Genomic DNA, 26,440 nt, shown 5'->3' with positions numbered 1-26,440 from the left:
ATATCGATCGAGCCTGCAGCCGGCCGGCAGGAACTAGCGTTTCTGGTTCTGGAAGAAATCCTCGAGAAAGAGCTTGCGCCATCCCTCGGTCTGGCGAAGCTGGCGGGGCGCCTCGACATTGCGACCGTGCAGGATCTTGACGAGGGTTTTCAGTTCGGTACTGTTGCCGAGAAGTGCCGGGTCGATGCCTTGAATCTCGCACTTGAGGTTGATCAGGCTGGTGAGCTTCTCCATGGCCTCCTTTTCCCGGGCGGTCAGCCGAGGGGGCTGATGCAGCGACGGATAGGTCGACGGATCCGCCTGAAGCACCTGGTCGACGAGATTGACAATGATCTTGCCGTGGCGGTGGAGGGCCTTGCTCGACAATACACCTTTTTCCTTCAGGGATTCGATCGAATCCGGATGCTTCTGGGCGATCAGCAGCAACGCCGAGTCGGGAATGATGTGGCTCCGCGGACGGTCGACGGATCTCGCCTCCTGGTCCCGCCAGTTTGCCAGCTCCCTGAGGATCGCCAAGGCCTGGCGGTTGAGAGTGCCGGCCCCCCTGATTTTCAGGTAGCGCGAATTATTCTCGAACGAACCCATGTATGAATTCGGATTGTTGAGCAGATTCAGCTCTTCCTGCAGCCAGATCCTGATGGTGGGGCCGATGACCCGGTTGAGCAGGATAATCCGCAGGGCCCGGAGATAGCGGACATCGTCGAGGGCGTAGTCGACCTGTTTGTCGTCGAGCGGTCGCTGGAGCCAGTTGGTTCGGGTTTCGGTCTTGGGCAGATCGATCTCGAGCAGTTCCTTGATCAGATTGGCGAGGGAGAGGTTGGCCGACAGATTGGCGAAGCCGGCGGCGAGGCGGGTGTCGAAGATATTCTGCGGCGTCGCCCCGGTGGCCCGGTTGAGGATCGCCAGATCCTGGGGGGCGTCATGGAAAATCTTGATGACGCCGCGGTCGCACAGCAGGTCGCCGAGCGGTGTGAGATCGGAAAGGGCGCAGGGATCGATGAGGTGGCAGTCTTCGTCGGAAAGCGCGATCTGGATCAGTCCCAGCTGCGGGTAGTAGGTTCGTTCCCAGACGAATTCGGTATCCAGGGCGACGGCATCGGACTTCCTGGCCCGGGCGATCAGGTGGACAAGTTGTTCTTTGGTCGTAATCATAATAACTTGCTTTATTCTATACTTTTTGCCATCCTTCAAGAAAAAATGGCCCCGGGCGTTCCGGTGATCGGAGCGATTGGCACGAGGTCCCGGTGTTGCGGCCACTTACCGGATCACAAAGACATACTGTTCCATAAAATACAAGAAATATTCTTCTTTTAAGATGTCCGTCGGCGATATTTTTCGTATGATCAGCGGTCTGGCTTCATAATCGAGCGACCGGTGCGGATACTGACACGATGCTTGTCTACATACTCAAAAGAATTGCGCTGATGATCCCCACCCTGTTCGGGGTGATGCTGGTGACCTTTGTCGTCACCCAGTTCGTGCCGGGGGGGCCGGTCGAAAGACTGATCGCCGAGATGGAGGGGCACGGCAAAGGCGGTGAGGCGGCGGTCGTCGGTACTTCCTCGCTGTATCGCGGCGGGTCGGGGCTGGACCAGGAACGGATGGCGAAGCTGCAGCAGCTTTACGGCTTCGACAAACCGCCGGCGCAACGTTTCCTGCTGATGATGAAAAATTATCTGCTTTTCGATTTCGGCACGTCCTACTATTATCATGAGCGGGTTGCCGACCTGGTCATCGCCCGGCTGCCGATCTCGATGTCTCTCGGCCTGTGGAGCTTTCTCATCGTCTACGGGGTCTGCATCCCCCTGGGCATCGCCAAGGCGGTGCGGGACGGGTCGCGCTTCGACGTCGTCACCAGCACCGTCATCCTGGTCGGGTACGCGATCCCGGGGTTCGTTCTCGGCATCGTCCTGATCGTCCTGTTCGGCGGCGGCAGCTTCTGGAGCCTGTTCCCGCTGCGCGGCCTGGTCTCGGACAACTGGGCGGAGATGAGCCTGGTCATGAAGATCCTCGATTACCTCTGGCACATGGTGCTGCCGATCACCGCCAGCGCCGTCGGCAGCCTCGCGGTGATGACGCTGCTGACCAAGAACTCGTTTCTCGAGGAGATCCGCAAACAGTACGTCCTGACCGCCCGGGCCAAGGGGCTGAGTGAGAATCAGGTGCTCTACCGCCATGTCTTCCGCAATGCGATCATCCCGATCATCACCGGTTTTCCCGGCTACTTCATCGCCTCGTTCTTTACCGGCAGCCTGCTGATCGAGACCATCTTCTCGCTCGACGGCATGGGCCTGCTCGCCTATCAGTCGGTGCTCAACCGTGATTATCCGGTGGTGCTCGGCACCCTCTATTTCTTCACCCTCATCGGCCTGGTTTCGCGCCTCCTCTCGGATCTCAGCTATGTCCTCGTCGATCCCCGCATCAGTTTCAGGCATGTCGACAGTTGAGCCGGCCGCCGGCGGCACCAGCGGAAGGTCGGGCCGGCAGAGTCTGGGCCGCAGGCGTTGGCGCCGATTCCGCCGCAATCGGCGGGGGTATTACAGCCTGGTCCTGTTCTCGATCCTCTTCGTCTTGAGCCTGTTTGCCGAGCTTCTCAGCAATGACGTCCCGTTTCTGGTGCTGTACAAGGGCAAACCGTATTTTCCCCTGCTGGTCAGCTATCCCGAGACGGTCTTCGGCGGTGATTTCGACACCGAGACCGACTATCTCGATCCCTATTTTCTGCAGGAGATGGACGCGACAGGGGGCACGGTCTTTTTCCCGCCGAACCGGCACAGCTACAATACCATCAATCTCGATATCGACGGTCCCGTCCCCTCGCCGCCGACGACCGTCAACTACCTGGGGACCGACGACCGGGGCCGGGATGTCCTGGCCCGCCTGCTCTATGGCTTCAGGCTGAGCATTCTCTTCGGTTTTACCCTGACGCTGGTCGGTACCGTCGCCGGCATCGTCGCCGGGGCGATCCAGGGTTTTTTCGGCGGCCGGACCGATCTGTTCTTTCAGCGCTTTATCGAGATCTGGGGGGCGATGCCGGAACTGTATCTGTTGATTATCTTCGCCTCGATCTTCCAGCCCAGCGTCCTGCTGCTCCTGATCCTGCTGTCGCTGTTCAGCTGGATGGGGCTCTCCGATTATGTCCGGGCCGAGTTCCTCAAGGGGCGGAGCATGGAGTATGTCAAGGCGGCGCGGGCCCTCGGGGTCGGCAATTTCATGATCATGTACCGCCATCTCCTGCCCAACGGCATGACCCCGGTCATCACCTTTCTGCCCTTTCGGGTCTCGGCCTCGATCCTGGCCCTGACCAGTCTCGACTTTCTCGGGCTGGGGGTGCCTCCGTCCACCCCCAGTCTCGGCGAGCTCCTCGCCCAGGGCAAGGCCAACATCGAGGCCTGGTGGCTGTCGCTTTCGGCTTTTTCGGTCCTGATCCTGACCCTGGTCCTGCTGATCTTTATCGGCGAAGCCCTGCGCGAGACCTTTGATCCGAGGAAAACCTGATCGGGATGCGTACTACATCTCCCGATCAAGGTGCATCTCCGGGAGGTGAAAAGGTTCAAAATTTGTATCGTTATTGACATTGATCGCTCAAGATTTTATTCTATTGAGCTCGACTGCCAACGCTGTTGGTCGAAACGGTATCGTTTCTGCCCCGGCAAAAGAACGAATCCTTTGCGCTGTTTTCCTATTTCAGGTACGGCAGTTTATTCTGGTCAGAGGCGTATGCAGAACAATCCCATAGCGCGGCTCGGCGATACCGGGGTCTATGTCCTTCAGGACCTCGGCCGGATGACCTTCTTCCTGCTGAAGGCCTTCCGTGGCGTCTTCAGGCGCCCCTTCCGCTTCAGAGAGGTCCTGCGGCAGGTGCACTTCATCGGTGCGGGGTCGCTGACCGTCATCATCTGCACGGCCGCGACGACCGGCATGGTGCTCGGGCTGCAGGGTTTCTATTCCCTGAACAAGTTCGGGGCCGAGGGCTGGCTCGGTTCGGCGGTCTCGCTCTCGCTGATCATGGAACTCGGTCCGGTCCTGACCGCCCTGATGGTCGCCGGGCGCGCCGGTTCGGCGATGTGCGCCGAACTCGGCATCATGCGGATTTCGGACCAGATCGATGCCCTCGACTGCATGGCGATCGACCCCTTCCGATATCTCATCAGTCCGAAATTTCTGGCCGCCCTGTTCTCCGTCCCGCTGTTGACGGCGGTCTTTGACGTCGTCGGCATCGCCGGGGGATACGTCGCCGGCGTGACGCTGATGGGTGTCAGCCCCGGCAGTTACATCGAGAGCATGCAGGCGAGCGTCACCAACCACGATCTGCGCCTCGGCATCATCAAATCCTTTGTCTTCGGCCTTCTCGTTGTCTGGATCTGCACCGGGCGGGGTTATTTCGTCTGGGAGATCAGGGGGGCCGGTTTCGGGGCCGAGAGCGTCAGCCGGGTAACGACTCAGGCCGTTGTCATGTCCTCCATCACGGTCCTGGTCTTCGACTATCTGCTGACGGCGGTGCTGCTGTGAATGGTCCTGCAATCGAATTCAGGGAGGTGCTGAAGGTATTCCCGAAACGAAGCGGCGGGGTCCAGACGGTGCTCGATAAGGTCAGTTTTTCGATTCCCACCGGCAAAACCACCGTTATCGCCGGGGGGAGCGGCCAGGGCAAGAGCGTTACCCTGAAGCTCATCCTCTGTCTGATGCGGGCCGATGCCGGCAGGATCTTCGTCCATGGCCAGGATGTCACCGATATCGAGGGCAAGGCCCTGGAGGATCTGCGCACCAGGTTCGGCGTGCTGTTCCAGGGGGCGGCGCTGTTCGATTCCCTGACGGTCTATGAAAACGTCTCCCTGCCGCTGCGGGAGCGGACGAAGAAAACTGAGAAAGAGATCGGCGACCAGGTCGGCGTAACCCTTGAACGTCTCGGGCTTACCGGGCACGAGGGCAAATACCCGGCGCAGCTGAGTGGCGGGATGCGGAAGCGGGTCGGGCTGGCGAGGGCCCTGCAGCTCAAGCCGGAGATCCTGCTCTTCGATGAGCCGACGACCGGGCTCGACCCGGTGATGACCCAGGATATCTACCGGCTCTTCGCCGAGACCCAGGCCCAGGAGGGATTTTCCTCGATCATCGTCAGCCACGATATCCCGAAGATCTTCAGCCTTGCCGACCAGGTCATCATCCTGAACGAAGGGAAAATGGATGTCTTCACCAGTCCGGAGGAAATCCAGTTGTCGCGGCAGGAGCATATCCGGGAATTTGTACGGACCACAATGGGAGAGATTTATCAGAGTCATCTGGTGGAGCGATGAAAAAAAATACGCTGGAATTGGTTGTCGGCCTGTTCATGGTGGCGGGGCTTCTGGCCTTCGGCTACCTGGCCTTGAAGCTTGGAGAGGTGTCGTTATGGGGCGACAGCCGTCGGTACACCCTGACGGCCGAGTTCGATAATGTGTCGGGGGTGAAGAAGGGGGCATCGGTCCAGATTTCCGGGGTGGTGGTCGGCGAGGTCATCGGTGTCGACCTGTCCGAGGACCACTTGGCGCTTGTGACCCTGCGCATCGACAAACGGTTGCAGGTTCCGGCCGATTCGATCGCCTCCGTGAAGTCCCAGGGGATTGTCGGTGATAAATATATTCAGCTGTCGCTGGGGGGTGACGACGAGATCCTGTCCGAAGGCGGACTGCTGACCGAGACCGAATCCGCCATCGATATTGAATCGTTGATCAGCAAGTTTGCCTTCGGTAGTGCCAAATAGGGGGAAGGGATGAAAATTCGCACCTGTTCTGCTATCCCGGTACTGTTGTGTCTGTGGCTTTTTCTACTTGGCTCGTCGCTGATCGCTCCGGTCGCCGCGGTCGCCGCCGATGCAATGCCGGACCTGCTGCTTGAAGACGAATACGATAACGACTATGACGACTGGCAGGATGCGGATATAATTTCCGACCCGCTCGAGCCATGGAACCGCGCGGTTTTTGTCTTCAACGACAAGCTCTACTTCTGGATGCTGAAGCCGGTCAAAAATGTCTACGCCGAGGCGCTGCCGCACGATATCCGTGGCTGCATCGATAATTTCGTCAACAACCTGTCCAGCCCGATAGTGCTGATCAATACCCTGTTGCAGGGGCGATTCAGCGATGCCTGGACGGTCATTTCCCGGTTCGGCATCAATACGGTCCTCGGGGTGTACGGTTTTGGCGACCCGGCGGCCAGTGAATTCGCCATGCACCCTCCTTCGGCGGATTTCGGGCAGACGCTGGGCAGATACGGGGCGGGGACCGGAATCTATCTTTACTGGCCGATCTTCGGTCCCTCCAATGTCCGCGACACGCTCGGCCGGGTGGCCGATTTTGCCGCCAACCCGGTGAACTACGTGGGATTGAACTCGGATGAGGCGCTTGGTTATTCCGGTACGGCCCTCGTCAACCGGATGAGCGTCTCCCCGGATGTGTATGAAGAGACGATAAAATATTCTCTCGATCCCTATGTGGCGATACGTCAGGGCTACTACGAGTATCGCAATGCCCGCATTCGGGGAGGCGGAACCGAGGAGAACCAATAGACGACCGCGGCGGGATTGTCGGTCGAAGTCGTATTTTTTTACGAGGTGAAAGCAAAAATATGAACGTCAGAACTGCCGTACTGCTCTTCCTGCTGTCCGTGTTGTTGTGCCCTGTGGTGAATGCGGTCGAAAGTCCGATGGCCCAGCTGAAACCGACACTCAAGTCACTGACCGATCTTCTGGCCGATGAACGTCTGAAGGGGGATGCCCATCGTGATGAACGACGAGCGAAGATCATGAAGGCGATCAAGGTCGGCTTTGATTTTGAAGAGATGTCGAAGCGAATCCTCGGCCGGACATGGCAGGATATTTCGGCCGAAGAACGGGAATATTTCACTCGCCAGATGATCAAGCTCCTGGAAAATATCTATGTTGGAAAACTGGAAAGCTACTCGGGCCAGCAGATCGATTTTCAGGAAGAGCGGGTGAAGGGGAAAAGGGCCCAGGTCTCGACTACCATTGACAATCAGGGAGTCAAGGTTCCGGTCCACTATATCCTCAATCTGACCGACAGCAGATGGATGGTTTACGACATCAATATCGAGGGGGTGAGCCTGGTCGGCAACTACCGGGAACAGTTCAAGTCGATCCTGCGCACGGATAAGTTTGCCGGGCTGATCAAGGTCATCGAAGAGAAGAACAAGAGCTTCGAGAAGGGGCAGGCAAGTCTGTAATGGAGCGACCGATACCTGATCAGGCTGTGCGGCTGGCCTTCGACTTTCTTCAAGATGACGACCTGGCGGCCCTGCAGCCGGAACTGGCCGAGGTGAGGCTGGCGGCAGGTGAAACGCTGTTCCGTATCGGCGAGAATTCGACGCTGGTATATGTGCTTGTTGCCGGCAGGCTGGCGGTACGGAAGATGACCGGCTTTGCCGACAAGATGCAGGTCGTGGCCCTGCTCGATCCCGGCGCACCGCTTGGCGAAGGTGCCGTCTTTGCCGGACAGGTTCACGAAGCCACCGTCGCCGCCGTTGAAGATTCGCGTCTTGTCTCGTTCTCGGGCGAAAAACTGGATGTACTCAAGGATCGTTATCCGGAGCTGGCCTGGAAGATCGTCAACCGCCTCCTCTATATCTCGCACCTGCGGCTGAGAAAAGGTTCGGAGCGGCTGGCACGGGTTCTGTAGTCGACCTCGACAGATCCGGGAGGGGATGGGGACAATCGGCTGCAGCCGACACGCCGCCACCGGCGGCAACACCAACGTGTTGTTCCGGTTTTTTCTCTAGCCATCGGCGTTGAAATTGATTATTATCGCACTTTTTTCTCCACCTGATTTTTTCAGCCGTTACAAGGAACGTAATGAAACTGCTATTTTCTGAAATTTTTCAGGAATCGCGGAGTTTCAGACCCTCCGGAACGGGTTGGTTCCCGGAGAAGGATGTGGAGTGTGTCGGTTCGCCGCAGGTTGCGATCACGGCGAAAAGAGAAGAAGAAAAGGTGCTGCTCGGCGGGACGATTGGATTCACCGCTCTCCTACCCTGCGACAGATGCGGAAAGCTTGTCGAGCTCAGGGTTGAGGAGGAATTTGAGTATATTTTCACCCTTGATGAGAATATAGCTGTCGAGCTCGGCGAGATGGAATGCAGTGCTGAGGACTGTATCGCTGTCCACCTGAAGCAGCCCGTTATCGATCTTGGTGAAATTCTGCGGGAACAGGTTTTCCTGGCACTCCCTCTCAAGGTTCTGTGCGATGAGAATTGCAGGGGGCTTTGCCCGGTCTGTGGCGCCGAGTTGCAGGACGATCATTGCAGCTGTTCCGACAATGGCCGGAACAGACCTTTTGATGTATTGAAACAGCTCAGAAAAGAACAATAGAAATCAAATTTATTCGGTAGTTACCGTTACCGAAGTGGAGGTAAATCATGGCCCTGCCAAAAAGAAGACATTCACATGCCCGGACTCACAAACGACGTTCCCACGATGCCCTCAAGGCAACCGGGATCGCGCTCTGCGCCGAGTGCGGCGAGCCGAAGGAACCCCATCGTCTGTGTGCCAGTTGCGGCAAATACAAAGGACGTACCGTCTTCACTCTTGATGCCGAAATAGAGTAGGAGTTTCCTGTGCACATTGCCCTGGACGCCATGGGAGGAGATCATGGTCCCGAGGAGTTGATTGCCGGGGCATTACTTGCCGTGGAGCAGGCAGACCTTCATGTCACTCTGGTCGGGGATGAAACCTTGCTGGGGTCGATTCTCGGCAAGCGTGGTTCCGGTTCTTCAGCCTCTGCACGTATCCGGATCGCTCATTCATCTCAGGTTATAGAGATGAATGAGCATCCTGTCGAGGCCGTCCGCAAGAAAAAGGACTCCTCGATCATGGTCGCCGTCAACCTTGTTCGCAGGGGTGAAGCCGATGCCGTCGTCAGTGCCGGTAACTCAGGCGCCACGATGGCGGCGGCGGTACGGGTGCTGGGACGGCTGGAAGGGATCTCCAGACCGGGTATCGCTTCTTTTTTTCCCACCTTGAAAAAACCGGTCGTGTTGATGGATGTCGGCGCCAATGTCGATTGCCGTCCTCTGCATCTGTACCAGTTCGCGGTCATGGCCTCCTGCTTCTCCCGTATTTTTGATATCGGCAACCCCCGGATAGGCCTGCTCACGATCGGCGAAGAGGGGGGGAAGGGCAATCAGCTGGTCAAGGAAACCTACGCTCTACTGAAGAACAGCTCGCTCAATTTTGTTGGTAATGTCGAGGGGCGCGACGTCTTTCGGGGGGACGTCGATGTCATCGTCTGCGATGGCTTCGTCGGCAATATCTGCCTCAAGATGAGCGAAGGGCTGGCCGAGGCGGCGATGCAGATGCTGAGAAACGAGATCGTCAAATCGCTCCCGGCAAAAATCGGCTATCTCCTGGCCCGTCCCGCATTCAACAGATTCAGGAAGCGGGTTGATTACGCCGAATACGGCGGCGCGCCCCTGCTCGGGATCGACGGGGTCGGGATCGTCTGCCACGGCGCATCGAGCGACCACGCGATCAAGAATGCGATCCTGGAGGCAAGAAAAATGGTCAAGCACCAGGTCAACGCCGCGATTCTGAAGAGTCTTGCCGCCGATGACAACGATCGGCTGATGGAGTCGTGATGGGGACGGTTATCCTGGGAACCGGCTCGTATCTGCCGCAAAAGATCGTCACCAACGATGATCTGGCCAGGCTTGTCGACACCTCCGACGAGTGGATCCGGACCCGGACCGGTATCAGCGCCCGGCACGTCTGCGGCCAGGATGAACAGGCCTGCAACCTGGCGACGACGGCGGCCCGGCGGGCCCTTGACGCCGCCGGCGTGGCGGCCGAAGAGATTGGAGTGATCATCGTGGCGACGATGACCTCCCATACCCTGATGCCGTCCACCGCCTGTCTGGTGCAGAAGGATCTGGGGGCCGCAAATGCCTTCGCCTACGATATCAATGCCGCCTGTTCGGGGTTTCTCTTCGCCCTTGACCTTGGAGACAAGTACGTTCAGGCCGATCATGCGCTGAAGGTCCTCGTTATCGGCACTGAAAACATGTCCTCGCGTCTGGACTGGTCCGACCGCAACACCTGCATTCTCTTCGGCGATGGGGCCGGGGCCGCCGTTATTGGATACCGTGAGGGAATGCCCGGATATCTGGGATCGAAACTCCTCTCCGACGGTCGACTTTGGGATCTCCTGTACATGTACGCGCCGAAAAGCAGCAATCCCGACATCGATAATCAGGGCCACCCCGGAACGTGTATCGTCATGGAAGGACGCGAGGTGTTCAAATATGCGGTCAAGGCCATGGAAGAAGCCGTCCATGGCGTCCTCGCCATGAAAGGACTGACGCTCGATGCGGTGAAGCTGTTTATTCCCCATCAGGCCAACAGCCGGATCCTGAACAAACTGGCGGAACGGCTGCAGTTGCCGGCCGAGAAGGTGTTTGTCAATATTTCCGAATACGGCAATACTTCGGCGGCATCTATACCGATCGCCCTTGACGAAGCTGTCCGCAGCGGACGTATCCTGCGGGATGATTTGATCTTAATATGCTCCTTCGGCGGAGGATTTACCTGGGGAGCGACCCTGATTAAGTGGTGAACAGGAGTGTGACATGGACTATTTCTTGACCGAAGAACAGCAGATGATCGTCGATATAGCCCGGCAAATCACTGATGAGCGGATCATTCCGCGTCGGGCCGAACTCGATGAAAAACATGAGTTTCCACGGGCGATTCTGAACGAGATCGCTCAGGCTGATCTTTTCGGTATCCCGATGCCTGAGAAGTTTGGCGGTTTTGGCGGCGGGTGTCTGGATATCGTTCTCGCCCTCGAGCAGTTCGGCCGCGGCTGTATTGGCGTCGGAACGGCCTTTGCCGCCAGTTTCCTCGGGATATACCCGATCCTGATCGGTGGTTCCGAGGAGATGCAGCAGAAATACCTGCCCGATGTCGCAACTGGCAGAAGGTTCGCCGCCTTTGGCCTGACCGAGGCCAACGCCGGTTCCGATGCCTCCGGGATTCAGACGACGGCGGTCCTCGACGGCGACCATTGGGTGCTGAACGGGACGAAACAGTGGATCACCAATGGCGGCGAGGCTGAAATCTATTCCGTGGTGGCGATCACCGACCGCAGCAAGGGGCCCCGCGGGGCATCGATGTTTGTCGTCGAGGCGGGCGACCCCGGGTTTTCGTGCGGGCCCAAGGAGAAGAAGATGGGGATCAGGGCCTCGTCGACGACCGAACTGATTTTCAAGGACTGCCGCATCCCCAAGGATCGCATCATCGGCCGGGCCGGGACCGGATTCATCACCGTCATGAAGACCCTTGACTTTTCGCGGCCGGGAATCGCCGCCCTCGGTGTCGGTCTCGCCCAGGGGGCCCTTGACGAGGCCGCCAGGTATGCCAAGCAGCGGGTCCAGTTCGGCAAGCCGATCATCGCCTTCCAGGCGGTGCAGCACATGCTGGCCGACATGGCCATCGGCATCGAAGCCGCCCGCGCCCTCGTCTACAATGCGTCAAGGCATATCGATGCCCATCCGAAAAACATGTCCAAGGTCTCGTCGATGTGCAAGGTCTTTGCCACCGATGTCGCGATGAAGGTCGCCACCGATGCGGTCCAGGTCATGGGCGGATATGGGTATATGTGCGAATATCCGGTGGAGAAGATGATGCGTGATGCCAAGATTCTCCAGATCTACGAAGGGACCAACCAGATTCAGCGCAACGTCATCGGCCAGGAGCTCAATCGGGAGTATGCGCAGTAACGATTCTGCGGCCACTTCTGCCGGACGGCTTTCCGGTTCGGCACGTTTTTCAGCAAGGTCGGTTCAATGAAGATTATCGTATGTGTCAAGCAGGTACCGGATGCCAAGGATGTGCGCCTTGACCCGGTGACCAATACCCTGGCCCGGGAAGGGGTCGAGTCGATCATGAACCCCTATGACCAGCACGCCCTCGAGGAGGCCGTGCGTCTGGTCGAGGCCCATGGCGGCGAGGTGACGGTCGTGACCATGGGGCCGCCGCAGGCGGAAGACGTCCTGCGGCAGGCCATTTCCTGCGGTGCCGATAACGGTGTGCTGGTAACCGACAGGGCCTTTGCCGGAGCCGACACCTGGGCGACCTCGTATACCCTCGAGAGAACGGTCAGGACCCTCGGAAACTTTGATCTGGTGCTCTGCGGCAAGCAGGCGATCGACGGCGACACGGCCCAGGTCGGACCGGGGCTGGCCACCCGGCTTGATATCCCGTATGTTACCTGCGTTCAGAAGGTTCGGGAGATCAGCGGTGCCGCGATCGTGGTCGAGCGGATGATGGATGACGGCTATGACGTTGTGAAGACCGATCTGCCGGCGCTGCTGACGGTGGTCAAAGATATCAACGAACCGCGGGTACCTTCCCTGAAGGGGAAGATGAAGGCGAAAAAGGCTGTGATCAGAAGGCTGACCGCCGCCGATATCGGCGCCGATCCCGCCTGTATCGGTCTGCCTGGTTCTCCGACCCAGGTCATGCGGGTCTTCCCGCCCCAGGCCCGGGGTGCAAGGGCCGTCCTGACCGGTAGTATCGACGAGCAGATCGATCAGCTGGTCGCCAAGCTCGCTCCTTATCTCTAAGTTCTCTGCGGAGATCCCTGTCATGTTGAAAATCGATCAAGACCTCTGTATCGGCTGCGGCATCTGTGCCGATCAGTGTCCCTTTGCCGCCATAAAGATCGTCGATGGCTGCGCGGTCGTGGGGGATGCCTGCACCCTGTGCGGCGCCTGCGTTGAGAGCTGTGATGTCGGGGCCCTGAGCCTGGAGGGAACGGAGAAGGCTGTCAAGGTCGATCTTGACGAGTGGTCCGGCGTCTGGGTCTTCTGCGAATATCGGCTCGGGTGTCTCGCCCCGGTCTCCCTCGAGCTTCTCGGGGCCGGCCGCCGGCTTGCCGATCTGAGAGGGGTGAAGTTGAGTGCGGTCCTGTTCGGGCATGATACCGGCGATACGGCCACGACCCTGATCGCCCATGGGGCCGACATCGTGTATCGGGTCGACCACGAACAGTTGGCGGTTTACTCCGAAGATACCTATGCCGCTGTCCTGACCTCGCTGGTCAGGGAACACCGTCCCGAGATTGTCCTCGCCGGGGCCACCGCCATCGGCAGATCGTTCGTCCCGGGAGTCGCGACCAGTCTCGATGCCGGTCTGACCGCCGATTGCACGGCCCTCGACATCCGGGAGGAAGACGGGGCGCTGATGCAGACCCGGCCGGCCTTCGGCGGCAATATCATGGCGACGATCGTCTGTCTCTCCTCCCGGCCGCAGATGGCCACCGTCCGCCCAAAGGTCATGCGGGCGCTGGACTGCGACCCGGCGCGGACGGGGGATATCGTAGATATCGCCCCGCCTCCCGGACAACTGCGCAGCCGGGTCCAGGTCCTGGAATCAGTCGCGGCCCACGGCGCCAAGGTCAATATTCAGGAAGCCGACATCCTCATCTCCGGCGGCCGTGGCCTTGATACTCCCAAGGGATTCGAATTGCTGCAGCAGTTGGCGGATGTGCTCGGAGCCAAGGTTTCGGCCTCGCGGGCGGCCGTCGATGCCGGCTGGATTCCCTACCCGCACCAGGTCGGGCAGACCGGCAAGACCGTCGCCCCCAAGCTCTATATCGCCTGCGGGATCTCCGGTGCCGTCCAGCATGTCGCCGGGATGCAGTCTTCCGAGACCATTGTGGCGATAAACCGCGACCCGCATGCCTCGATATTCGATGTCGCCGATTTCGGCATCGTCGGCGATCTCTACGAGATCGTACCAAAACTGATCAAACGAATTGAGGAGTATCGCCGAGGATGAACCTTCAGGGAAAAATCGCCGTCGTCACCGGGGGCAGCCGTGGAATAGGACGGGCGATTTCGCTTCGTCTTGCAGCCATGGGTGCGGTAGTGTATATCAACTATGTCAGCCGTCCGGACGCCGCCGAGGAGACCAGACGGCTGATCGAGACCAGCGGCGGAACGGCGAGGATCATCGCCTTCGATGTCGCAGATGGCGGGCAGATTCAGGAGGCCTTCAAACGCATCGTCAGTGAAGCGGGGAGGGTCGATATCCTGGTGAATAACGCCGGTATCACCCGTGACGGCCTGCTGGCGCGGATGAAGGAGTCGGAATGGGACCAGGTCCTGTCGACCAACCTGAAGGGAGCCTTCCTCTGCGCCAAGGCGGTTTCGAAGACCATGATGAAGCAACGCTGGGGGCGGATCGTCAACATCACCTCCGTCATCGGTTTCGTCGGCAATGCCGGTCAGGTCAATTACGCGGCCGCCAAGGCCGGTCTGGTGGGGATCACGAAGGCGATGGCGCGGGAGTTGGCCTCACGCAACATCACCGTCAACAGCGTCGCGCCGGGATATATCCAGACGGAGATGACGGACGCTCTGCCTGAAGAGGCCAGGCGGCAGCTGCTGCAGGAGATTCCGCTGGCCAGCCTTGGTACCCCTGAGGATGTGGCGGGGGCGGTCGCCTATCTGGTCAGTGAGGATGGAAGGTATCTGACCGGCCAGACGCTGCACGTCAACGGCGGCATGTTTATGCAGTAACACGTTATGGATCCTGTCGGATCCATGTTATCCAGGATATATACAAGGACCGACGGCAACCAGACAGCTGTGCCGGCGGCCGAAATTCGACAGACTATTACCAACAGGGAGAAAAGCAAATGGCTATTGAGCAGGAAATGATTGATATCATCGTTGAGCAGTTGAGTGTCGAGAAAGAGAAGGTTGTGCCGAATGCGTCATTTGTCGATGACCTCGGGGCCGACTCGCTTGATCTGGTTGAACTGATCATGGCAATGGAAGAGGGATTCGACATTGAGATCCCCGACGAGGATGCCGAGAAGATCACCACCGTTCAGGATGCGATCGATTACGTCAAGAAACTGAAGTAACATGCGGTAGCTCATTTCAAACCCATCTGTCAGGCAGCACACAGACTGAAGGAGATGCTATAGTGAAGCGCAGAGTTGTGGTTACAGGCGTCGGGCTGGTGACACCCCTCGGAACCGGTGTCGCCAAGAGCTGGGAGAATATCTGTGCCGGCAAGAGTGGCGTGGCCCTGATAACCCGTTTCGATACGAGTGACTTTCAGGTCAAGATCGCCGCCGAGGTCAAGGATTTCAATGTTGAAGATTTTCTCGACAAAAAGGCGGTCAAACACTTCGATCTCTTTGTGCAGTACGGCCTTGCCGCAGCCATGATGGCTGTCGGCGACAGTGGGGTTGAGATCAATGAGTCAAATTGTGGTCGGGTCGGCGTGATTACCGGTTGTGGTATCGGCGGCCTCCCGACCATTGAGAAGTATCACCAGATCTGCCTGGAAAAGGGGTATAAAAAACTTACCCCTTTCTTTATTCCCATGGTGATACCGAACATGCCGTCGGGACACATATCGATGCAGATCGGCTCAAAAGGCCCTAACCTGACCTTGACGACGGCCTGTGCGGCCGGCACCCATGCCGTCGGAGAGGCGTATCGTCACATCAAGTACGGGATGTGCGATATCGTCGTCACCGGCGGGGCCGAGGCGGTCATCTGCCCGTTGGGGGTGGCTGGTTTCAGTGCGATGAAGGCACTTTCCAGTCGCAACGATGCCCCGGAACAGGCATCGCGGCCCTTCGACAAGGATCGCGATGGGTTCGTGATGTCGGAAGGGTCCGGCATGCTCATTCTCGAAGAACTCGAACATGCAAAGGCCCGAGGCGCCCATATCTATGCCGAGGTCTGCGGTTATGGTCTGAGCAGTGACGCCTATCACATCGCGGCGCCGCCGGAAGGCGGGGAAGGGGGGGCTCGAGCCATGCAAATGGCGGTGGAGGATTCCGGCCTCACCCCCGAAGAGTTCGATTACATCAATGCCCACGGCACCTCCACCCCCCTCAATGATCGCTGTGAGACCCAGGCGATCAAAACGGTGTTCAAGGATCACGCGTCGCGGCTGGCGATCAGCTCGACCAAATCGATGACCGGGCACATGCTCGGAGCCGCCGGGGGGATCGAGGCGGTATTCACCGCCCTGAGCGTTCATCACCAGATCGCTCCGCCAACCGCCAACCTCATCGAGCCGGGTCCGGAGTGTGATCTTGATTATGTGCCGGGACAGGCGCGGGAGATGAAGATCGAGGCCGCCCTCTCCAACTCCTTTGGATTCGGGGGGACGAACGCAGTTGTTGCGATGCGGCGGTTTCGATAAACCCGTCCGGAGAGAAATCAATGAAGATTGCGCTTGGCGCTGATCATGGCGGCTATCATCTCAAGGAAAAGATCGTGCAACTGTTGCGTGACCTTGACCATGATGTCACAGATACCGGCTGTTTTTCCGGTGATTCCGTAGACTATCCTGACTATGCCGAACGTGTCATCGCGTTGGTGGACGATGGCAGTTGCGAGAGAGGCATTCTTGTCTGCGGTACCGGGATCGGTATGGCGATCGCCGCCAACCGGAATCGGAAAATACGTGCCGCCAACTGCCACGACGAATATACTGCGAGAATGAGCCGGGAACATAATGATGCCAATGTCCTCTGTCTCGGCGCCAGAGTCACAGGTGAAGGGGTGGCTGCCGATCTTGTCAAGGTCTGGCTGGCCACGCCCTTTTCCGGGGGACGTCATCAGTCCCGCATCGCCCGGTTCAGCGATTTCTGATCATTGGGGGATTCGTCACGGCGTGGCCCCTGCTCTTTTTCCAACGTATCCGTGTTGACGGCGACGCTCCGTCCCCGTCGCGTTTCCCCCGCCCCCTTCTCTCTGCTCCCCAATACGAACATTTACAGCGTGTCCGCGGGATATCTGCTAAACTTGCGAGCCAAGTGATACGGTTATGCAAACGGTCCACGTATACAGGAGTGCCGTCATGTTAGGGAGAATTCAATGAAGTGTCCATATTGTGGTCATCTTGACAACAAGGTCATAGATTCCCGGCTGAACAAGGATAGCACCATTACCCGGAGAAGAAGGTCCTGTCTGGTCTGCAATCAGCGGTTCACCACCTATGAGCGGCTGGAGGTGATGATGCCGATGCTGGTCAAGAAGGATGGGCGACGCGAGGCATGGGATCGGCAGAAGATGGTGCTGGGGCTTGAGAAAGCCTGCGAAAAGCGGCCGGTCAGCCGTGACCGGATCGACCAGTTTGTCGATGAAATTGAACACCGGTTACAGGACTTTGGAACCAAGGAAGTTTCATCGCAGGTCATCGGCGAGTGGGTGATGGAGGAATTGCCTCAGCTCGACGAAGTGGCCTATGTCCGTTTCGCCTCCGTCTATCGGCAATTCAAGGATGTCAATGAATTCATGGACGAATTGAAGACGCTTCTGGAGTCCCGAGCAAACGATGATTACTGAAATCGACCAGCGCTATATGGCCCTCGCCTTGAACGAGGCGAAAAAGGGGCTGGGCCGTACCTCGCCTAACCCATGTGTCGGCTCGATCATTGTCAAGAACGACCAGGTGATCGGCAGAGGATATCATAAGAAGGCGGGAACCCCCCATGCTGAAATCCATGCCCTTGCGGCGGCCGGGGCAGAGTCGAGGGGGGCAACCCTGTATGTGACGCTGGAACCCTGTTCGCACACCGGCAGGACGCCGCCTTGCTGCGAAGCGGTGGCGAGGAGTGGGGTCGCCCGGGTTGTGATCGGGATGGAAGATCCCAATCCTCTGGTGCAGGGGCGTGGTATCCGTTATCTGCTCGACCGCGGCATCGCCGTGACCTCGGGGGTGCTGGAGCCGCAATGCCGGCAGTTGAACTGGCCGTTCATCAAGCATATCACTACCGGTCTGCCTTGGGTCGTGATGAAGGCCGGTATGAGTCTGGACGGCAGGATCACCTATAACGGGCGGCAGACCGGATGGATGACGGGGGGCGAGACCTCTGCCGTCGTCCATCGTCTGCGAGACCGCTACGATGCCATCCTGGTGGGAGCCGGCACCGTCCTGATCGACGATCCTGCCCTGACGACGCGCTTGCCGGGTCGGAAAAAGGGGAGGGATGCGCACCGGGTGATATTGGACTCCGGTCTCTCCATCTCGCAACGGGCAAAGGTCCTGTCCGGGGAATCGACCGCCCGGACGTTGATCTTCTGCAGCGTCGAGGTTGATACGGCAAAGTGTGCCAGGCTGGAAAAGAGGGGCATTTGCGTTCACCGCGTCGAGCGTGGCGTCGGTGGCGGTCTCGATCTCCACCAGGTGCTGCGTCAGCTGGGTGAGCAGGGCATCTCCTCGCTGCTGGTCGAAGGTGGGGCGAAGGTGCATGGAAGCATGCTGAATCAACGCCTCTACGACTATGCCCATCTGTTTTATGCACCGGTCTTCGCCGGAGAAAACGGGATTCCGTTTCAGTCCGGCTACAGCAGTTCAGGACGCGACACGGCCCACAGACTGACAGAGGTTCAATACCGGCGATGCGGTGAGGACATGATGGTCTCCGGCAAGCTCATGTATCGCTGAGCCCCATATTTTTCAGACCGTCCATCAATGTCGCCGATGCCTTCCGGAGCTGGTCGAAATTTTCGAATTTGATCGAGAGGTGCACTTCCTCAGTTTCAAAGGCTTGACTGTGGAGGACAGTGCAGGTTGAAGGGAGCGCCAGCGTGGCAACGCGGGCCTTGAAGGATTGTTCGTCTCTATAGAGGGAAGGGGTCGCCATCTGTTGCAGGATGACCAGCAGATTCTGCACTTTCTGCGGGGCATTCATCTGCCGGTGCTGGAGGATTTCCTGGAGGGGCGGCTGGTCGAGGAGCTCGGCAATGCTCGTTTCAGCGCGCATGGCGACATCTCTGGCCAGGGAAAAAAAACGCCGTTGTTTGCCGCCACCCATCTGGAAGTCGGTAAACAGGTCCGCCAGTCTGCTCCTGTCCTCCGCCTCGAGCTGCAGCAGCTCGAGGGCCATGGTTTCAGAGATGAATCGTTGATGGACGTGAACCTGAAGCCTGAATTCGAGAGACACGAGTCGCCTATATCGTGTCAACAGTGACATGCTGTTGCTGCCGGTGAGGGTGGGGAGGAACAGTTTTGCAATTTCTTCCGGGGTCAGGTAAAGCCCGCAGATCTGTAGAAAATAAGCGGTCTCCATCGGGGAGAGAGGAGTGCAGCAGCCTTGGGATGCGAGAAGGGACGAGAGGACATCCTGCGGCGGGCTTGCCGGTGGTAGGACGAGGCATGGGCAGTGGCTCAGCCTGAGGATTCTTCCGGCCGCCTGCAGACGTTTTCTGCCGTCGATAATCTCGAACCTTCCGTCATCGCCCTCGAGAAGAAGAGGAGGATGAAGGATGCCGGACTCCAGAAAGGACCGGTTGAGACCGGTCGGGATTTCATGCCCAAGGAATGGATGAATATTCCAGCGGGGATCGGCATCAATGCAATCAAGGGGGACGATTGAAATTTCAGGACGCTGCATACGTCTTACCGGTGGTAATCTCGCTTCTGCAAAAGATGTCCAGATCAGGAACGTTGTCGTGAAAAAACCCGGGACGATTTCTCATCCCGGGTTGTGCAAATCTCAGAAGGGCCGATACAGACAGTAAAATCTTTTTGTCAGGACGCGTTTATCCTGTCACGAAGGATGCCCGACGGTTTGAACGTAACCACCCTTCGCGCATCGAGAGTAAGTTCATCACCGGTCTGGGGGTTGCGTCCTCGGCGAGCGTTTTTGTCCTTTACGTTGAATTTGCCAAAGCCGCTGAGCAGCAGGTCGGAGCCTTCGATCAGTGAATTTTTCGACAACCGGAGAAATGCCTCGACAGCATCGGTTGCCTGCGCTTTGGTCAGGTTTTCATGATTCTTGTATACTTGCTGTACCAGATCTGCTTTTGTCAGAGTCATACGGCCTCCATCATTTCTGAATGATTTGCATTCGCTTTCAATTGATCATATATCTTCGGCAAAGAATGTCAATGTGAGGTGCATAAATTATCGGATAAATTTATATATTAACCTCAGGCAGTTGAATGTCGATCCGGACTCAAGCCGCAGTGTCGGTTCCTTCCGGCATCAAACAAGTCCACCAATTTTAAAGATCGGCAGATACATGGCGACAACAATGCCTCCGATCATCCCACCGAGAAAGACCATCATGAACGGTTCAATCATCGCGGTCAGGTTTTCCACGGCCTGGTTGACTTCTTCATCATAGAAATCAGCAATTTTTTCGAGCATGCTGTCGAGGGCGCCTACCGACTCGCCGACATTGATCATCTGCACCACCATATTGGGGAAAACCCCGCTTTCTTCCAGCGGATCTGCAATCGGCCGCCCTTCAGAGATCGAATCGGCAACTTTGAAGACGGCCATCTCGATGATTTTGTTGCCCGAGGTCTTGGCGACAACCTGGAGGGCCTCAAGGATCGGAACGCCGGCATGGAGCATGGTGCTGAGGGTGCGTGTAAACTTGGCAACGGCTACTTTCCGCAGCAGCATTCCAAAAACCGGCGCCTTCAGAGAATATCTATCAAAAAATAATCGTCCTTTTTCGGTGTTGTAGATCTTTTTGAAGAGCATGACGAGAAGAACAAGACCGATAAGAAGGAAGAAGAAATAATCCTTCACCAGATTGCTGAGATTGACCAGAAATAACGTCGGAAGCGGCAGGGAACTGCCGAAGTCTTCAAACATGGTACTGAAGACCGGAATGACAAAGATCAGGATAACGGCGAGGATGAGAATGGATATCGACAGGCAGATTGCGGGGTAGGTCATGGCCCCCTTGATCTTCTTTTTCAGGGCCATGGATTTTTCCAGAAAACCGGAAAGACGCATAAGGATAGTGTCGAGAATACCGCCGGTTTCGCCGGCTTCAATCATGTTGCTGAACAGGCTGTCGAAGACCTTGGGATGTTTCCGCATCGAATCGGCAAGCGTGGAGCCTGCTTCGACATCGGACCGGATCGTACCGAGGATTTTTTTGAAAGTCGAATTGTCCTGCTGTTTTTCGAGGATTTCCAGACCCTGGACAAGAGGGAGTCCGGCATCGATCATGGTCGACAGCTGACGGGTGAAAATAACTACATCTTTTCCTGTTACCTTGGGCTGGAAAAACGGTACGTTGGCGAATAAGTCCTTCGGTTTTTCCTTGATGACGGGATCGACAATCCGCAGACGTTTGAGCTGGGCCAGAACAGCAGACTGGTCGGGCGCTTCGATCTCTCCTTTACGTTTTTCACCCTGAGAATTCTTTCCTTTCCAAATATAAACAGGCATCCTTGCCTCCTCTGGTGTAAGGGCATGCAGACGAGCGAAGAAAACGTTCAAGAGGGTTTGCAAAATAAAACCGATACTATATCGAATGGTTGTAAAATACAAGGCAATGAATTTGAAAACAATCCTTTTTTTTTCAGAAAGTTGAGCTTGTATGAAAATGTATCACGCCCGATCCGGGCGGTTCGACGCGGGAGGGAGTGAACGGGTCGAGACGATAAAGTAAAGCGGTGACGAAGCCTGTGGAATGTATCTTTTTACTTGCCAATGAAAGGGGGATACATTAAATTCGAATGTTCGGAATTTATATTTTAACAGTGTGTCGTTGATAGCTTGTTCTTGCCGATTGGTGCCGGCAGGATAAGAAATATCTGAAAAATCTGGAGGATAACATGCAGAAAATGGCTGCAGTGAATTATAGCGATGGCAGGCATAAAACGATTGTTGACAAATGCGAGGGGTGTGAGCGGATTGTTGAAGAAGCCGGTGCGAAATATTGTCACAGCTATCTCAATCCTTCAGCTAAATGGAAACTGGGATTCTGCAACTTTGCCACCCATGCCAAACCCGAGATAAAAGTCGCGAAGATCAGGATCAACCCATTGAAAGCTGCCAAGCGAGCATCGAAATCGAAGAAGTAAGAGCTGGAACGGAATTCCCTCCCCAGAAGGCACCCCCGGCGTTCATCCGAGGGTGCCTTCTGAGTTTCTGCATGTTCTCCTACGATCGTCCCACCCCGGCGTAGATAAAGCCTTTATCCTTCATCTTTTGCGGTTCATAGACATTGCGGAGGTCGACGAATACCCTCCCCTGCATCTCCTGAATGAGGCGGTCGAGATCGAGTGCCCGGTACTGGTTCCATTCGGTCATGAGGACCACGGCGTCGGCATTTTTACAGGTTTCATAAGCATCCTGTGTGTATTCGATGCCTTGCGGCAGGTACTTCCGCGCCTCGGCCATCCCCTGCGGGTCATGTGCCTTGATGCGGGCACCTTTTTCCAGCAGGGCGGGAATGATGGTGATGGCCGGTGCATCACGCATATCATCGGTTTCCGGCTTGAAGGTCAGGCCAAGGAAGGCGATGGTTTTTCCGGCTTCCGATCCATCAAGCATATCCCTGATCTTTTTGACCATTTTTGCCTTCTGGGCGGCATTGACTTCTACGGCGGCCTCGACGATTCTGAGGTTTTGTCCATGTTCCTGGGCGATGCGCATCATTGCCAGGGTGTCTTTGGGGAAACACGATCCTCCATAGCCAGGACCCGGATGAAGGAATTTCTTGCCGATCCGGCCGTCCATACCGATACCCTTGGCGAGGGACACGACATCGGCTCCCAGGCTGTCGCACAGTAGCGCGATTTCATTGATAAAGCTGATCTTGACCGCGAGAAAGGCATTGGCGGCGTACTTGGTCAGTTCTGCTGTCTCGATGTCGGTTTTGACAATTGGCGTTTCCTGAAGGTAGAGGGGTTTGTAGATCTCCCTGAGGATGTCCTCGGCCTTGTGGGTTTCAATACCGATGACAACCCGATCGGGACGCATGAAATCAGCTATCGCGGCACCTTCGCGCAAAAACTCCGGGTTGGAGGCGACATCGAAGTCGGCCTCGGGGTTGACTTCGCGAATGACGCGGGCAACCTGGCGGGCGGTTCCGACCGGAACGGTGCTCTTGTCGACGATTACCGTGTATCCCTTCAGGTGGGGAGCAATCTCCCTCGCCGCCTCAAATATGTAGGTCAGGTCGGCATACCCGTCTCCACGTCTGCTGCTGGGGGTTCCGACAGCCATGAAAACCGCGTCGGCGACGGCGACGGCATCGGCGATATCAGTCGTAAAGGTCAGGCGCTTCTCCCTGGTGTTTTTTTGCACCAGCGTGTCAAGTCCCGGTTCATAAATGGGTATCTGTCCTTCCAGAAGGGTTTTGATCTTGTCCTCGTCCTTGTCGACGCAGGTGACATGGTGGCCGAACTCGGCGAAGCAGGTGCCTGTCACAAGTCCGACGTATCCTGTTCCTATTATCGTGATTTTCATAAATATTCCTGATTTGGTGATATCTGTTGCGGCCGGATCTATGCCCTGACAGTGCGATGGCCGAATAGAGCCGTGCCGATACGGACCATGGTCGCGCCTTCCTCGATCGCAACCTCGAAATCGTCCGACATACCCATCGACAGGGCCACATGCTGGTTATCGTGGAACAAGCCCTTGCCGGCCAGTTCTTCGGCAAGATGGCGGAGGGCCTTGAAATACGGGCGGGTTGCTTCGGGGTTTGGGGAGAGAGGGGGAATGGTCATCAGGCCGATGACTTCAAGCCTTGGGAGAAGCCGAATCTGTCGGAGCAATTCCTCCACCTTTTCAGGCATGGTCCCCGATTTGTTCGGATCGTTGCCGATGTTGACCTGAATCAGAATTCTCAGGTTCCTGTCCAATGCATTCAGGTGTTTGTTGAGCGCTTCGGCTAATCTGAGGCTGTCGACTGTTTCGATGACGGAAGAGATGGTGGCGGCAATCTTTGCCTTGTTGGTCTGGAGATGGCCGATGAAATGAAGGTCGACGGCTCGATCCAGTTCCTGCCATTTCTGTTCAGCTTCCTGGATATAATTCTCCCCGAACGTGCGTTGCCCATGCTGCATGGCTTTTCGCATCAGGGCAACGGGGATCGTTTTGGAAACGGCGATCAACTGAATATCTTCAGGATTCCTCCGGCAACGCAGAGCGCAACGGTTGATCGTTTCCTTGATTCGCTGGAGATTTTCTTCAATCATGATCAGGTAGTGCCTGCCATTTAATGGAGACCGGGTTGGAACAGGGCAGTGGCATTAGCCGTAGTCGTCCGGGCAAGATGTTCAAGAGAAATATTGCGGAGATCGGCAATACACGCTGCGGTGGCGAGTATGTATGCGGGTTCGTTGCGTTTCCCTCTCCAGGGTTGCGGTGCGAGAAAGGGACCGTCGGTTTCAAGGAGCAGGGAAGTCAGAGGTACTTTTCTCGCGACTTCCCGGAGATTATTGGCATTCTTGAAAGTTACTATCCCTGGAACAGAGAGGAAAAAACCAAGGTCGATCGTTCTGCATGCCATGGTGTAATCACCGGAAAAGCAATGCATGACGCCGCCGGCAGGAAAGGGGCCGCACTGCTCGAGAATGCGCAGCACGTCCTCGTGAGCGTCCCGATCGTGGATGATCACCGGCAGGTTGAGGGTTTTGGCCAGTTCCAGTTGGATACGGAAATGATGTTGCTGCAGTTCCATAGGGCAGTACATCTTCGCGTAATCCAGCCCGATCTCTCCGTAACCAGCAATGTGCTCCCGATTTTCTTCGACAAGTCTGACAATAGCAGCATACGTACTCTCGGCAGACGAAGGCAGATCGTGGGGATGGATCCCCACTGATGCCCTGACGCCGGGATATTTTCCCGCCAGAGATACCGCTTTTTTTGAACTCTCGAGATCGATGCCGATCGTGATTATTTGTTCGACTTTTTTTTGCCGTGCCCGTTCGATAACAGCATCAAGATCGCCGACATAATCGTTCATGTCGAGGTGGCAGTGAGTATCGATGATGCAGGTGTCTTCAGGCAGGTCGGGGAAAAGATGCATTGGGTCGTTCACTGAAAAATCCTCCAGCCCTTACATAGCAAATATTGGAATTGCCTGCAACGGGGAAGAATCGCAAGAGATGCTTCAGTCGTAAGATGCGGGCAAACGGGTATCGCGGGAGGTTTGAAAGGAAGGGGGCAAAGAGACTGAGGAGGCGATTTGGCCTGGGAGGACAAGAGGGATTCGAGAGGGAACGCTATTGAGTGATATTGATCTATTACTTATTGAAATTAAATGAAATAATTGATGTCCACCTGGTGTGAGCCTGGTTTTTCACAAATAGAAAAAATTTTCTTCATATAATCAATTAACTATCGTATAGTGAAATACCTTCGGAAGGAGTATTCTCAATGGACACGCGAAGGATTGTTCGCAGCCGGCTGAAAGACGAAGCATAGTATTCTCATTTGTTCCCTGTCGTTTATTCAAAAATTCATATCTTCGGGTTTTATTTTGAGTTGATACAAGGTTGTCGATTGAGTCGAGATATCTCTTGATCGTTTAAAAATATAATCGTGTCCAGTGACAAACAACCACCTAGAGGAAAACCGCATGAATTATGGGATTGTCAGTCAGGAGCAACTTGAGCAGATAGATGTGATGTTGACGGAAAAGCTGATCAAGCTTGGTGTCGACTGCGTCATGATAATAGATATGGCAGGGAATATTATCACTGCCAGGGATAATGGTGAAAGCAAATACGATGTGTACTCCTTTGCTGCCCTGGCAGCCGGGAATTTTGCCACTGTAGATGCGATGGCCAAACTCGTCGGAGAACAGGAATTCTCTCTCCTTTTTCACAAAGGGCAGGATTCGAATATTCATTTCAGTAAGATAGACGATGAGTTGCTGCTCATATCGATGTTCGGCAAGGATATTTCGTTGGGATTTCTTCGACTCAATGTTGTGGATGCAATCGAAAAGATCAGAAAAATCTGGAACAAGAAACAGTAGAACGGTTTCGCCGCAGCAAGAACATCAAGGGTCAATATGCAGAGCAACAACAGGGGAGGGAGGGTCCTTTGAGCTTTATCAATCTGAAAGATAAGGTTGTGCAGGTCAAAATCGTTTATTACGGACCTGGGCGAGGCGGCAAGACGACCAATCTCGAATACATCAATCGCACGTATCGCAAGCAGATACTGTCCGAGATGGTTAGTTTGAAAACGCATGGAGACAGGACGTTGTTCTTTGATTTCCTGCCTTTCGACATGGGACAGATCAAGGGATACCATATCAAGATCCAACTGTATACCGTCCCCGGTCAGGTGAAATACAACGCCACCAGAAAACTCGTTCTGCGCGGAGTGGACGGCATAGTGTTCGTGGCGGATGCGATGGAAAAGCAGCGGGAAAAGAACATCCGTTCATTGAACCAGCTTCATGAAAATCTTCAATCATACAACGAGAGTATATTCAAAATCCCCCTGGTCATGCAATACAACAAGGTCGATCTCAAGGAGCATGGTATTCCTATCCTGCCGATAGAGGTATTGCAGAAGGATTTGAACAGCAGACTACAGGTACCGTATTTCGAAGCAAGTGCTCTGACCGGATATAATGTTGCGGCGACTTTGAAAAAAATCATTTCTTCGACAGTTGTTTCAATACAGAAAAAATTACTCTGA

General features: G+C 56.1%; 32 protein-coding genes. 25 read left to right on the top strand and 7 right to left on the bottom strand.

The window, feature by feature from the left end; genetic code table 11:
• Positions 1–33: 33 nt before the first annotated feature.
• Positions 34–1,152 carry a ribonuclease D gene (locus HNQ81_RS12920; RefSeq protein WP_221270875.1) on the bottom strand — a complete coding sequence of 373 codons (1,119 nt, stop codon included), beginning with the start codon at positions 1,150–1,152 and terminating at the stop codon, positions 34–36.
• Between the two features lie 239 nt (positions 1,153–1,391).
• Here HNQ81_RS12920 and HNQ81_RS12915 point away from each other — a divergent pair, with 239 nt between their 5' ends.
• From HNQ81_RS12915 to ribD, 21 genes are all read left to right on the top strand, one after another.
• Positions 1,392–2,447: a microcin C ABC transporter permease YejB gene (locus HNQ81_RS12915; protein WP_183351718.1), complete on the top strand. Its 1,056-nt coding sequence runs from the start codon at positions 1,392–1,394 to the stop codon at positions 2,445–2,447.
• Complete coding sequence (locus HNQ81_RS12910) at positions 2,434–3,498, top strand: ABC transporter permease (RefSeq protein ID WP_183351717.1); 1,065 nt, start codon at positions 2,434–2,436, stop codon at positions 3,496–3,498. The genes HNQ81_RS12915 and HNQ81_RS12910 overlap by 14 nt, the downstream gene beginning before the upstream one ends.
• A gap of 222 nt (positions 3,499–3,720) precedes the next feature.
• Positions 3,721–4,512 carry an MlaE family ABC transporter permease gene (locus tag HNQ81_RS12905; protein WP_183351716.1) on the top strand — a complete coding sequence of 264 codons (792 nt, stop codon included), beginning with the start codon at positions 3,721–3,723 and terminating at the stop codon, positions 4,510–4,512.
• On the top strand, positions 4,509–5,294 hold the full coding sequence (locus HNQ81_RS12900; protein ID WP_183351715.1) for an ATP-binding cassette domain-containing protein: 786 nt from the start codon (positions 4,509–4,511) through the stop codon (positions 5,292–5,294). Before HNQ81_RS12905 ends, HNQ81_RS12900 begins: the two co-directional genes overlap by 4 nt.
• On the top strand, positions 5,291–5,740 hold the full coding sequence (gene mlaD / locus HNQ81_RS12895; protein WP_183351714.1) for an outer membrane lipid asymmetry maintenance protein MlaD: 450 nt from the start codon (positions 5,291–5,293) through the stop codon (positions 5,738–5,740). Before HNQ81_RS12900 ends, mlaD begins: the two co-directional genes overlap by 4 nt.
• 9 nt (positions 5,741–5,749) lie before the next feature.
• Positions 5,750–6,544, top strand: a complete 795-nt coding sequence (locus HNQ81_RS12890; RefSeq protein ID WP_183351713.1) for an MlaA family lipoprotein — start codon at positions 5,750–5,752, stop codon at positions 6,542–6,544.
• A 59-nt stretch (positions 6,545–6,603) separates the two neighbouring features.
• Positions 6,604–7,218: an MlaC/ttg2D family ABC transporter substrate-binding protein gene (locus tag HNQ81_RS12885; RefSeq protein ID WP_183351712.1), complete on the top strand. Its 615-nt coding sequence runs from the start codon at positions 6,604–6,606 to the stop codon at positions 7,216–7,218.
• Complete coding sequence (locus HNQ81_RS12880; RefSeq protein WP_183351711.1) at positions 7,218–7,670, top strand: Crp/Fnr family transcriptional regulator; 453 nt, start codon at positions 7,218–7,220, stop codon at positions 7,668–7,670. Before HNQ81_RS12885 ends, HNQ81_RS12880 begins: the two co-directional genes overlap by 1 nt.
• A gap of 173 nt (positions 7,671–7,843) precedes the next feature.
• Complete coding sequence (locus HNQ81_RS18180) at positions 7,844–8,359, top strand: YceD family protein (RefSeq protein WP_205240214.1); 516 nt, start codon at positions 7,844–7,846, stop codon at positions 8,357–8,359.
• 47 nt (positions 8,360–8,406) lie between these two features.
• Positions 8,407–8,595, top strand: coding sequence for a 50S ribosomal protein L32 (rpmF, locus tag HNQ81_RS12870; protein ID WP_183351709.1), 189 nt, complete (start codon positions 8,407–8,409; stop codon positions 8,593–8,595).
• A 9-nt stretch (positions 8,596–8,604) separates the two neighbouring features.
• On the top strand, positions 8,605–9,624 hold the full coding sequence (gene plsX, locus HNQ81_RS12865; protein WP_183351708.1) for a phosphate acyltransferase PlsX: 1,020 nt from the start codon (positions 8,605–8,607) through the stop codon (positions 9,622–9,624).
• A complete protein-coding gene (locus HNQ81_RS12860) occupies positions 9,624–10,598 on the top strand; it encodes a beta-ketoacyl-ACP synthase III (protein ID WP_183351707.1) in 975 nt (324 codons plus the stop codon). The genes plsX and HNQ81_RS12860 overlap by 1 nt, the downstream gene beginning before the upstream one ends.
• Before the next feature lie 13 nt (positions 10,599–10,611).
• Positions 10,612–11,763 (top strand): acyl-CoA dehydrogenase family protein, encoded by a 1,152-nt coding sequence (locus HNQ81_RS12855; RefSeq protein ID WP_183351706.1) that lies wholly within the window; start codon positions 10,612–10,614, stop codon positions 11,761–11,763.
• A gap of 66 nt (positions 11,764–11,829) precedes the next feature.
• Complete coding sequence (locus tag HNQ81_RS12850; protein WP_183351705.1) at positions 11,830–12,609, top strand: electron transfer flavoprotein subunit beta/FixA family protein; 780 nt, start codon at positions 11,830–11,832, stop codon at positions 12,607–12,609.
• A gap of 22 nt (positions 12,610–12,631) precedes the next feature.
• Positions 12,632–13,825: an electron transfer flavoprotein subunit alpha gene (locus HNQ81_RS12845; protein ID WP_183351704.1), complete on the top strand. Its 1,194-nt coding sequence runs from the start codon at positions 12,632–12,634 to the stop codon at positions 13,823–13,825.
• Complete coding sequence (gene fabG, locus HNQ81_RS12840; RefSeq protein ID WP_183351703.1) at positions 13,822–14,568, top strand: 3-oxoacyl-[acyl-carrier-protein] reductase; 747 nt, start codon at positions 13,822–13,824, stop codon at positions 14,566–14,568. Before HNQ81_RS12845 ends, fabG begins: the two co-directional genes overlap by 4 nt.
• A gap of 119 nt (positions 14,569–14,687) precedes the next feature.
• Positions 14,688–14,918, top strand: a complete 231-nt coding sequence (gene acpP, locus HNQ81_RS12835; RefSeq protein ID WP_035229717.1) for an acyl carrier protein — start codon at positions 14,688–14,690, stop codon at positions 14,916–14,918.
• Positions 14,919–14,980: 62 nt separating this feature from the next.
• A complete protein-coding gene (gene fabF / locus HNQ81_RS12830; protein ID WP_183351702.1) occupies positions 14,981–16,219 on the top strand; it encodes a beta-ketoacyl-ACP synthase II in 1,239 nt (412 codons plus the stop codon).
• 20 nt (positions 16,220–16,239) lie between these two features.
• Positions 16,240–16,671 (top strand): ribose 5-phosphate isomerase B, encoded by a 432-nt coding sequence (gene rpiB / locus HNQ81_RS12825; RefSeq protein ID WP_183351701.1) that lies wholly within the window; start codon positions 16,240–16,242, stop codon positions 16,669–16,671.
• 225 nt (positions 16,672–16,896) lie between these two features.
• Positions 16,897–17,367, top strand: a complete 471-nt coding sequence (nrdR, locus tag HNQ81_RS12820; RefSeq protein ID WP_183351700.1) for a transcriptional regulator NrdR — start codon at positions 16,897–16,899, stop codon at positions 17,365–17,367.
• On the top strand, positions 17,357–18,469 hold the full coding sequence (ribD, locus tag HNQ81_RS12815) for a bifunctional diaminohydroxyphosphoribosylaminopyrimidine deaminase/5-amino-6-(5-phosphoribosylamino)uracil reductase RibD (protein WP_240191696.1): 1,113 nt from the start codon (positions 17,357–17,359) through the stop codon (positions 18,467–18,469). Before nrdR ends, ribD begins: the two co-directional genes overlap by 11 nt.
• Here ribD and HNQ81_RS17665 read toward each other — a convergent pair.
• Complete coding sequence (locus HNQ81_RS17665) at positions 18,456–18,968, bottom strand: hypothetical protein (protein WP_240191695.1); 513 nt, start codon at positions 18,966–18,968, stop codon at positions 18,456–18,458. The two genes, ribD and HNQ81_RS17665, sit on opposite strands and share 14 nt — an antisense overlap.
• Positions 18,969–19,187: 219 nt before the next feature.
• Here HNQ81_RS17665 and HNQ81_RS18315 point away from each other — a divergent pair, with 219 nt between their 5' ends.
• Entirely contained in the window at positions 19,188–19,400 is a 213-nt protein-coding gene (locus HNQ81_RS18315; RefSeq protein WP_240191694.1) for a hypothetical protein, read from the top strand.
• 155 nt (positions 19,401–19,555) lie between these two features.
• Here HNQ81_RS18315 and HNQ81_RS12805 read toward each other — a convergent pair whose 3' ends face one another.
• Together HNQ81_RS12805 and HNQ81_RS12800 are read right to left on the bottom strand one after the other, a co-directional pair.
• The gene (locus tag HNQ81_RS12805; protein ID WP_183351698.1) at positions 19,556–19,843 is read right to left on the bottom strand and encodes an integration host factor subunit alpha; all 288 of its coding nucleotides are present in this window, start codon (positions 19,841–19,843) and stop codon (positions 19,556–19,558) included.
• A gap of 168 nt (positions 19,844–20,011) precedes the next feature.
• Positions 20,012–21,217, bottom strand: a complete 1,206-nt coding sequence (locus HNQ81_RS12800) for a type II secretion system F family protein (protein WP_183351697.1) — start codon at positions 21,215–21,217, stop codon at positions 20,012–20,014.
• Positions 21,218–21,585: 368 nt separating this feature from the next.
• Between HNQ81_RS12800 and HNQ81_RS12795 the strand changes: the two genes are divergently transcribed.
• Positions 21,586–21,855, top strand: a complete 270-nt coding sequence (locus tag HNQ81_RS12795) for a PxxKW family cysteine-rich protein (RefSeq protein WP_337833453.1) — start codon at positions 21,586–21,588, stop codon at positions 21,853–21,855.
• Positions 21,856–21,934: 79 nt separating this feature from the next.
• On the opposite strand, the gene HNQ81_RS12790 is transcribed toward HNQ81_RS12795, so the two are convergent.
• Genes HNQ81_RS12790 through HNQ81_RS12780 form a run of 3 tightly spaced genes read right to left on the bottom strand, consistent with a single transcriptional unit; the run spans position 21,935 to position 24,812 of the window.
• Positions 21,935–23,245, bottom strand: coding sequence for a UDP-glucose dehydrogenase family protein (locus HNQ81_RS12790; protein WP_183351695.1), 1,311 nt, complete (start codon positions 23,243–23,245; stop codon positions 21,935–21,937).
• A gap of 38 nt (positions 23,246–23,283) precedes the next feature.
• Entirely contained in the window at positions 23,284–23,979 is a 696-nt protein-coding gene (locus HNQ81_RS12785) for a YggS family pyridoxal phosphate-dependent enzyme (protein WP_183351694.1), read from the bottom strand.
• A 20-nt stretch (positions 23,980–23,999) separates the two neighbouring features.
• Entirely contained in the window at positions 24,000–24,812 is an 813-nt protein-coding gene (locus HNQ81_RS12780) for a TatD family hydrolase (RefSeq protein ID WP_183351746.1), read from the bottom strand.
• Between the two features lie 552 nt (positions 24,813–25,364).
• On the opposite strand from HNQ81_RS12780, the gene HNQ81_RS12775 reads away from it, so the two are divergent.
• Positions 25,365–25,766: a roadblock/LC7 domain-containing protein gene (locus HNQ81_RS12775; RefSeq protein ID WP_183351693.1), complete on the top strand. Its 402-nt coding sequence runs from the start codon at positions 25,365–25,367 to the stop codon at positions 25,764–25,766.
• A gap of 68 nt (positions 25,767–25,834) precedes the next feature.
• The gene (locus tag HNQ81_RS12770; RefSeq protein WP_183351692.1) at positions 25,835–26,440 is read left to right on the top strand and encodes a GTP-binding protein; all 606 of its coding nucleotides are present in this window, start codon (positions 25,835–25,837) and stop codon (positions 26,438–26,440) included.

The sequence above is a fragment of the Desulfoprunum benzoelyticum genome, assembly GCF_014201505.1.
Classification (GTDB): Bacteria; Desulfobacterota; Desulfobulbia; order Desulfobulbales; family Desulfocapsaceae; genus Desulfoprunum; species Desulfoprunum benzoelyticum.
Note: the sequence above shows the minus strand (reverse complement) of the source record. Positions and strands in the feature narration are given on the sequence as shown.